Genomic DNA, 7,149 nt, shown 5'->3' with positions numbered 1-7,149 from the left:
TTCCAGACAACGTCTACGTCTCTCTGGATGCCGTCTTCCTGCTCCACCGTGACTTTTGCCGGGAGTTTGGCCAGCACTTCGTCCGCCGGTGCACCCACCATCACGTTGATGTCCTCGATCTGAGTAACCACCGTCTTGATGGGGGATTCCGTGGTGACATAGAAGTTCTGTGCACGAACCGTCGCGTTATAACCCATAAATCCGATACGGCCTTCCGTATAGACCTGGGTATCGTTGGTATCCACTACATCTTTGAAGATTTCCTTACCGTCAAAGGTAAAGCTAATCTTGCCATCCTTGACCGTCAGCTCCACCGGATAAGTCTTGCCACGTTCAGGTGTAAATCCAGCATCCGCAAAGGTCTTGACAGCAACATTGCTGGTAGCATCCCCTCTGAACGGGAATTCAAAGATTCTAAACCGCTGTCCATTCGCCTGATCGGATAAGTCAAAGTTGAGTACGTAAGAACCCTCATTCGCATGCTCGTTCTTGGCATGGAAAATCAGTCCAAACGCGTCGCCGGCTTCCAGGGTGATATCGGCATTCAGGGTGAAGTTTTTAGCGGACTCTTTGGCCACAGTGAACATGTCGCCGCCGCCAGTGCCCAGGTAACCCTTTTCGTCGATGCTCCAAGAGCCGCCGACCGTCTCCCAGCCGGTCAAATTGGTGTAAAAGACACTCTCAATGACCTGGAGGATACCCTCAGCAGAAATCTCTGTTCCGGGTACGGTGGCCTTGACATGTACGCCGCCCTTTTTGACACCCCGCAGAGTGATGGTATTGTCTGTCGAAGAGACGATCTCTGCGCTGCCGTCCACATCGGAGACCTTCCACTCCACCTTTTGTGTGGAAGCAACAGGCAGTACTCTGGCACTAATCGTGATGGTATCTCCGACATCTACCTTGGAGCCATCCGCATTGATAGCTACATCGGTCGCCTCAACAGGCACGTCAGAATATTCTCTCCAAATGCTCTTGAGCGGATAAATGGTACCTTTGACATCCGCATCGCCGCCCAGCGTATAAACTTCCGCGCCGGTGCTGGCGAAATCAGGATAAATCAAGGCCGTGCCCACTGTCTCGCCGTAGTTGCCGAAGGCTTCTACAGAGGACCAGTCGACATAAATGTGCATCTGGATTTTGCCGTCCGCCGTCATGGCAGTGCTCTGGCTGTATACGCCGGGGAAGTTGCCGCCAGGAGATTTTCCAGATTTGGTCCGGTCGATATACATCTTGTGGTCATTCAGGTTATAGTAGACCAGGGTTTCCTGATTGGCGCCGGTGCGCAGCTTAAAGCCCACCTGGGTCGCGCCGTCTTTAGGCGTAAACTCTGCCACGATCTCATACTGGTCGCCGCTAAAGCTTGCCAGCGGATTCTCACCGCCCGGCGTTAAGGTGGTGTTGAGCTCGGTGGCCTTGTCGGTCAGCCGCAGGGAATTATACTGCTCAATCGGGTTCTGATAGAGCCGGATTTTGCCGTCCGCGTTTTTCTGCAGGGTCATCTCATGCTGGAGAGTAAACGCGCCATTGTTGGGATCGGTAATATTGGCGATATTGCCCGCATAACCCCAGTTGCTCATCCAGTTAATCATGATCCGACGCCCGTCGGGAGTACCGTTGGTCGTGCCATTTTCGTCCCAGCCGAAATAAGTCTGCGCGGCATAGGAGTCGGGGGCGTAGTTCATCGAGAACTGTTCATTTGTATCGGGAACAAAGTACCACTTTTCGCCGATCTTGTCAAAGTCGCCGACCATATAGTACCGTCCGCCCAGGCTCAGCACCCATTTATAAGTGCCAGTTTTGTCTACTTCAAGGCGATAGAAGTCAGGGCACTCGGTCCAAATGCCATTGACGGATTTACCGTTCAGGTTCTGTGTTTGGTTATAGCCGCTTTCAAAGGTCCAAGTTTTAAGATCTTTGGAGGAGAAGAAGCGAAGCGGACCGCCCGCTACGACCATCATCCACTGGTTACTTTCTTTATGCCAGAAAACCTTCGGGTCGCGGAAAGCACCATCCTTGAGCGGGTCATCCGCGCTGGAAATGACAGGATTGCCTTCATATTTCGTCCATGTACGGCCCTTATCGGTGGAGTACGCGATGCTCTGTTTCTGACCGCCGCCGTCGTGGGTAAAGATAGCGACTAAGCCCTTCTTTTCGGGCGTGTCGGTAAAGAAGCCAGAAGTGTTGTACTCATCCACTACCGCGGAACCGGAGAAGATGGTTCCCAATTCGTCAGGATAGAGTGCGATGGGCAGCTCCGTCCAGTTGATTAAGTCGGTGGAAACCGCGTGGCCCCAGTGCATGCTGGTCCAGGTCTTCTGTTCATTGTACTGATAGAACAGATGCCATTCACCCTCGTAATATACCATGCCGTTGGGGTCGTTGCACCAGCCCGATTCCTGAGAATAATGGAACTGGGGCCGATAGCTCTCCGTGTAAGCAAAGTTGGGGTCCTGCTGCCGTTTGATGCTCACCGTGGTAATAGCCGTGAGTTTGGTGTCCCGATCGGTGGCTTTGACTAAAATGTCATTGTTGCCCACCATTAGACCAACTTCCATATACTGATCCTTGGGCACCGGTGTATCGTTGATAGTCAGATCGAAGTCATCGGTGGTGTTGGCCTTGATCTGCACACTCTCGGTCTCAAAGGGGACCGTTCCGCTATATTTATAGACGGTATCGTCAAAGGTGGGGGTGATTTCCACATCTTTGACATCCAGCCCCGTCAATTTGGGGGTGGGAGCTTCGTAGAACATGACATTATTGAAGGTGGCGTCGGACTGGAAGGTCATAATGCCGATATAACCGCCGGCAAAAGAATTTTCCTGCTGATAACCAACCAGTTTATCGTCCAGATAGAAATTCATCCGGCCGCCTTCCAGATACTCGATGCGAACTTTAAAGTCCTTCTTTTTCAACTCGGTATCGGTGAGCGGGCGGTTGACATTCCAGACTTCACCGCCAGTGTTCTTAAAGAGCTTGGTAATTTTCATCACCTTGTCCACATTGACACAGTACCAAGTCTGTTTGGGTACATCGGGGTTCTTAACACCAAAGGTGAGGCCGGCTGCCTGTCCGCTTTCCAAATGCATATCGGCTTCCAGTACAAATGCCTTGGAAGGCTCCATGTATTTGGAGGAAGTATAGAAGGTATCCCCTTTGGCGGCGTTGTTGCCCCGCATACCGCTTTCGGTAACGGTCCAATCACCAGGGCCGCTTTCACCAGCATTGGTCCAATCGCCCACAATGTTGGTATTGAAATTGGGGTCCCCCGCCTGGGTGTCGTTGGTGGTGGCTGTAAGATTTTTAAACTTTGCGCTGGCATTCCAAGTCATCAGGCCCAACTGGCCAGGATAGTAAGGAATACCCTCTTTGCCCTCTTTCTGGTTAAAGTCGTAAGTAGTCACCTGTTTGCCGCCGACATAAACTGTCAGGAGCTTATTTTCATCCATGGTAAGCCGCACCTTGACAAAATCAGCGGTGACGCTCGTGTCGGCAACCTCAATCCCCTGAAATGCATAATTATTAGGGTATGCGTGATCAGGGTCTTTGTCGATAAACGAGGTCACTTTGACACTTGTGCCGTCTTGTTTGAGTTCCAAACCGTTAAAACGGCCGCCATTGTAGCCAAACACCAGGGTGGCCGCGCCGTCAGCATCAATGAGCTGGACATCCGCGGAATAATCAAAGGTATTGGCCGAAGCATCTGACGGGACAATATTATTGCCGTTATCATTTGCCTTATTCAGGGTGTAGACGCCGTTTAATTCGCTATAATCCCCGTTTCGGAAGGTGACGTCCAGGGTGGTGGGATCTGTTGCAGCGATGGCTGGCAACACGCTACTCAGCGCCACAATCAGCGTTAAGGCAAATACCGCCAACCGCTTGGTGGCCCGTTTTGCCTTACTGCAAAATGTGTTCATTTTTTGTTCCTCCTTCTTTGATCTTCTCTTCTTTACTTACCCCATAAAAAGTAAGTAATTTATCATTATCATAACACCGAGGCACATAGTTTCGCAATAACTTTCCACTAAACTTTTCCTGTTTGTTTACTTCTCACAATAAACCTCCCGCTTGTCTGTCGATTTGTCCGACTTATTTCCTGTTTTTTCTACTCTTTTTTCAAATTTGGACCTTATGTTTTCAGGATTCTTACAAATCATCCGTCTTTGACGGTTCTTTCCCCCGTCAATAGAAGAAAGTTGTCTGTTTCTTTGCCCAAGACTATGCGTACCAAATTGGGAATTTTGCCGCAATAAAAGCCAAAAAAGAAGGCCCCGCGCCATGGCGCGGGGCCAGTAACCTAGTTATTTACTTTTAAGCAATGCAGCGTGATAGTGGAAACTGCACTTCTCTGCCTTGCGGCGAGGAATATGCAGTCCGTGAGGACGAGTGCCGTGGGTTTGGGACCTTACCAACAGGCGGAAAAAATAATCCTTTCCATTGTTTCGAACGTACCTTCCCTACTTCCGATTACAGTCTATAGTTAACATCGCTGCCGTTTTTCTCTCTGTGTTTCACCAAAATTTCTATGCGGCCATAATACTGTGCAGAATCCTGGATTGCCAGATCGTCAAGCAAATATTCCCCATAGGCGTTCCCCGCCACCTCCAGCCCCTGCTCCCGGATATAATCCAACAGCCGTAAATAGATATCCTGCGTGTCTTGCAAATTGCTTTTCCCATAAACGACAACATAGAGCCCGCCCGGTTTCCAGGCGTTCCCCCGCCTGTCCGCCTTAAGATAGTACTGATATTCAGGAGACTCCGTGTAAGTTAAGAGCGAATCCTCTGTAACCATCACGCCCATCGGATACCCCAGGTTGACACCGTGACTGCCAGCATACTCATAAGCGAGGACTTCCGCCTCATCTTCATCTCGTGCAGTAGGAAAAGGCGGGCAGAGGAAAATCCGCTCACGCCTACGCTCCTCTAACAAGATTTCTCCATCACTGTGGCAAAGGGCTTCCCTCGCCATGTCGGCATACAGCTTCATGATGCCGCTGGTTTCTTGCAACTTTTCAATCTCCTTCTGGATGCGGGACTCCTGTTCGGCAAACAGATTCAGCATTTCTTCCGGTGTTCGGCTGGCTGAGTACCGACGGATATCCTCGATTCCTACACCCAACAGCCGTAGACTGCCAACGAGATAGGCCGAACCCAACTGGCGCCGAGTGTAGTAGCGATACCCGTTTTCTCCTCGTATTTCAGGCTTTAAAAGACCAATCCGGTCATAGAATCGGAGATTATCCCGATTGATTCCTGTCAGTCTGGAGAATTCAAGAATGGAAAGCTGTTTTTTCTGACTCATAAATGCCTCACAAAATGTTCACAATTTTTTCGTTGACATTGGAGTGACTTCAAGGATTATGATACCCTTTGTCGAGAGAATATGCAAGACCGGCAAAGGAGGTTTTTATGAAATATTTGAAACAGTTTCTTATGCGACACAAGGGGAAAACGGCACTTGCCATCCTGCTCCTGCTAGGTCAGGTAGTGGGCACTCTGCTCATCCCGGCCCTGGTCGCCGACATTGTGGATCACGGTATCCTTCAGGGCAGCATGAACGACGTCCTCCGGATCGGGATGTGGATGTTGACCGTCACCATTGTATCCACGGGCATTGCGGCCTTTGGGAGCTGGATCACTAGCGACCTCTCCTCCCTCTTCGGGTTTGAGATGCGCTCCCTGCTCTTACAAAAGAGTCAGGCCCTCTCCCTCCAGCAGTTTGAGGCGGTGGGTATCTCCTCTATGATCACCCGCACCACCTCGGACATCATCAATCTCCAGCGGACCATGGGCATGGTGCTCCAGATGGTGGTCCCCGCGCCTATCCTGGTGTTGGTCTCCATCATTATGACTACCATAGTCAGTCCCGTCATGGCATTGATCCAACTGGTATTTATGGCGGTGGTGCTAGTCCTGGCCGCTATAATCCTCAAAAAGTCCAATGCTCTCTCCAGCAGCATCCAGACCAAGCTGGATCGTATCAATCAAGTGGTGCGGGAGACGGTCACCGGGGTGCGGGTCATCCGGGCCTTCGGCAATGAGAAGTATGAGGAGTCGCGGTCGGGTGCGGCCTATAAGGAGTATGCTGACAACATGATCCGCCTCAACCGGCTCTTTGCCGTCATCACCCCTGTGGTATGGCTGTTGATGGGGGCGTTGATGGCGGTTATTCTGGGCGTGGGCGGGGCTCTTTCCCTGGGCGGTGGGATGGCCGTGGGACAAATCACCGCTGTGGCAGAGTACTCCATCCTGACCATGGCCTATCTCATCATGGCGGCCTCGGTGCTCACCACCCTGCCCAAGGCCCGGGCCAGCCTGGAGCGCCTGCGGGTCCTGTTGGACACCAAGCCCACTGTCTCCGACCCAAGCCACACTCCCATGACGCCACTCCCCGCACCCTACGAAACGGTGAAGTTTGACCATGTGAGTTTCGCCTATGAGGGGGCCGAGGAGCCGGTCATCCACGACCTGACTTTCACCCTCCGCTCGGGGCAGACCACCGCCGTCATCGGCAGCACTGGTTCGGGAAAGAGTACACTGGCCGACCTGCTGCTCCGCCTCCACGACATCCAGTCCGGCCATATTCTGCTGAGGGGCGTAGACGTGCGGAATCTCTCCCAGCAGGAATTGCGGGAACAGATTGGCTTCGTACCGCAGAAGGCGTTTTTGTTCAGCGGCACCATCGCGGAAAATCTGCGCATGGGCCGGGCGGACGCCACCGATGGCGAGTTGTGGGAGGCCCTTCGCATCGCTCAAGCCGAAGACTTCGTCAAAAAGCTGCCCAAAGGTCTGGGGTCTCCCGTTGCCCAGGGTGGCACCAACTTCTCCGGCGGACAGCGCCAACGCCTGGCCATCGCCCGAGCGCTGGTGAAAAAGGTTGACGTCTTGATCTTTGACGACAGCTTCTCCGCCCTAGACGTGCGGACGGACGCCGCCCTGCGTAGGGCCCTCACCCAGAGCGTGACGGCGCCCGCCAAACTCATCATCGCCCAGCGGGTGAGCACCATCCTGAACGCCGACCAAATCCTGGTGCTAGACCAGGGGAGACCCGTGGGCAGCGGAACCCACCACGAGTTGCTGGAGACCTGTCCCACTTACCGGGAGATTGCCGAAAGCCAAATGCAGAAAAAGGAGGCTTGAC

The 7,149-nt window shown here is 52.5% G+C and carries 3 protein-coding genes; 1 reads left to right on the top strand and 2 read right to left on the bottom strand.

The features are described 5' to 3' along the window. A partial coding sequence (locus tag H8709_RS08750; RefSeq protein WP_262397996.1) for a GH32 C-terminal domain-containing protein occupies positions 1–3,923 on the bottom strand: 3,923 nt, incomplete at its 3' end. 550 nt (positions 3,924–4,473) lie between these two features. Next, complete coding sequence (locus tag H8709_RS08745) at positions 4,474–5,310, bottom strand: MerR family transcriptional regulator (RefSeq protein ID WP_262397995.1); 837 nt, start codon at positions 5,308–5,310, stop codon at positions 4,474–4,476. A 107-nt stretch (positions 5,311–5,417) separates the two neighbouring features. On the opposite strand from H8709_RS08745, the gene H8709_RS08740 reads away from it, so the two are divergent. Further along, positions 5,418–7,148, top strand: coding sequence for an ABC transporter ATP-binding protein (locus H8709_RS08740; protein WP_262397994.1), 1,731 nt, complete (start codon positions 5,418–5,420; stop codon positions 7,146–7,148). Position 7,149: the final 1 nt, after the last annotated feature.

It is taken from the genome of Zongyangia hominis (assembly GCF_014385095.1).
Taxonomy (GTDB): Bacteria; Bacillota; Clostridia; order Oscillospirales; family Ruminococcaceae; genus Zongyangia; species Zongyangia hominis.
This window is presented reverse-complemented; position numbering and strand designations above follow the sequence as displayed.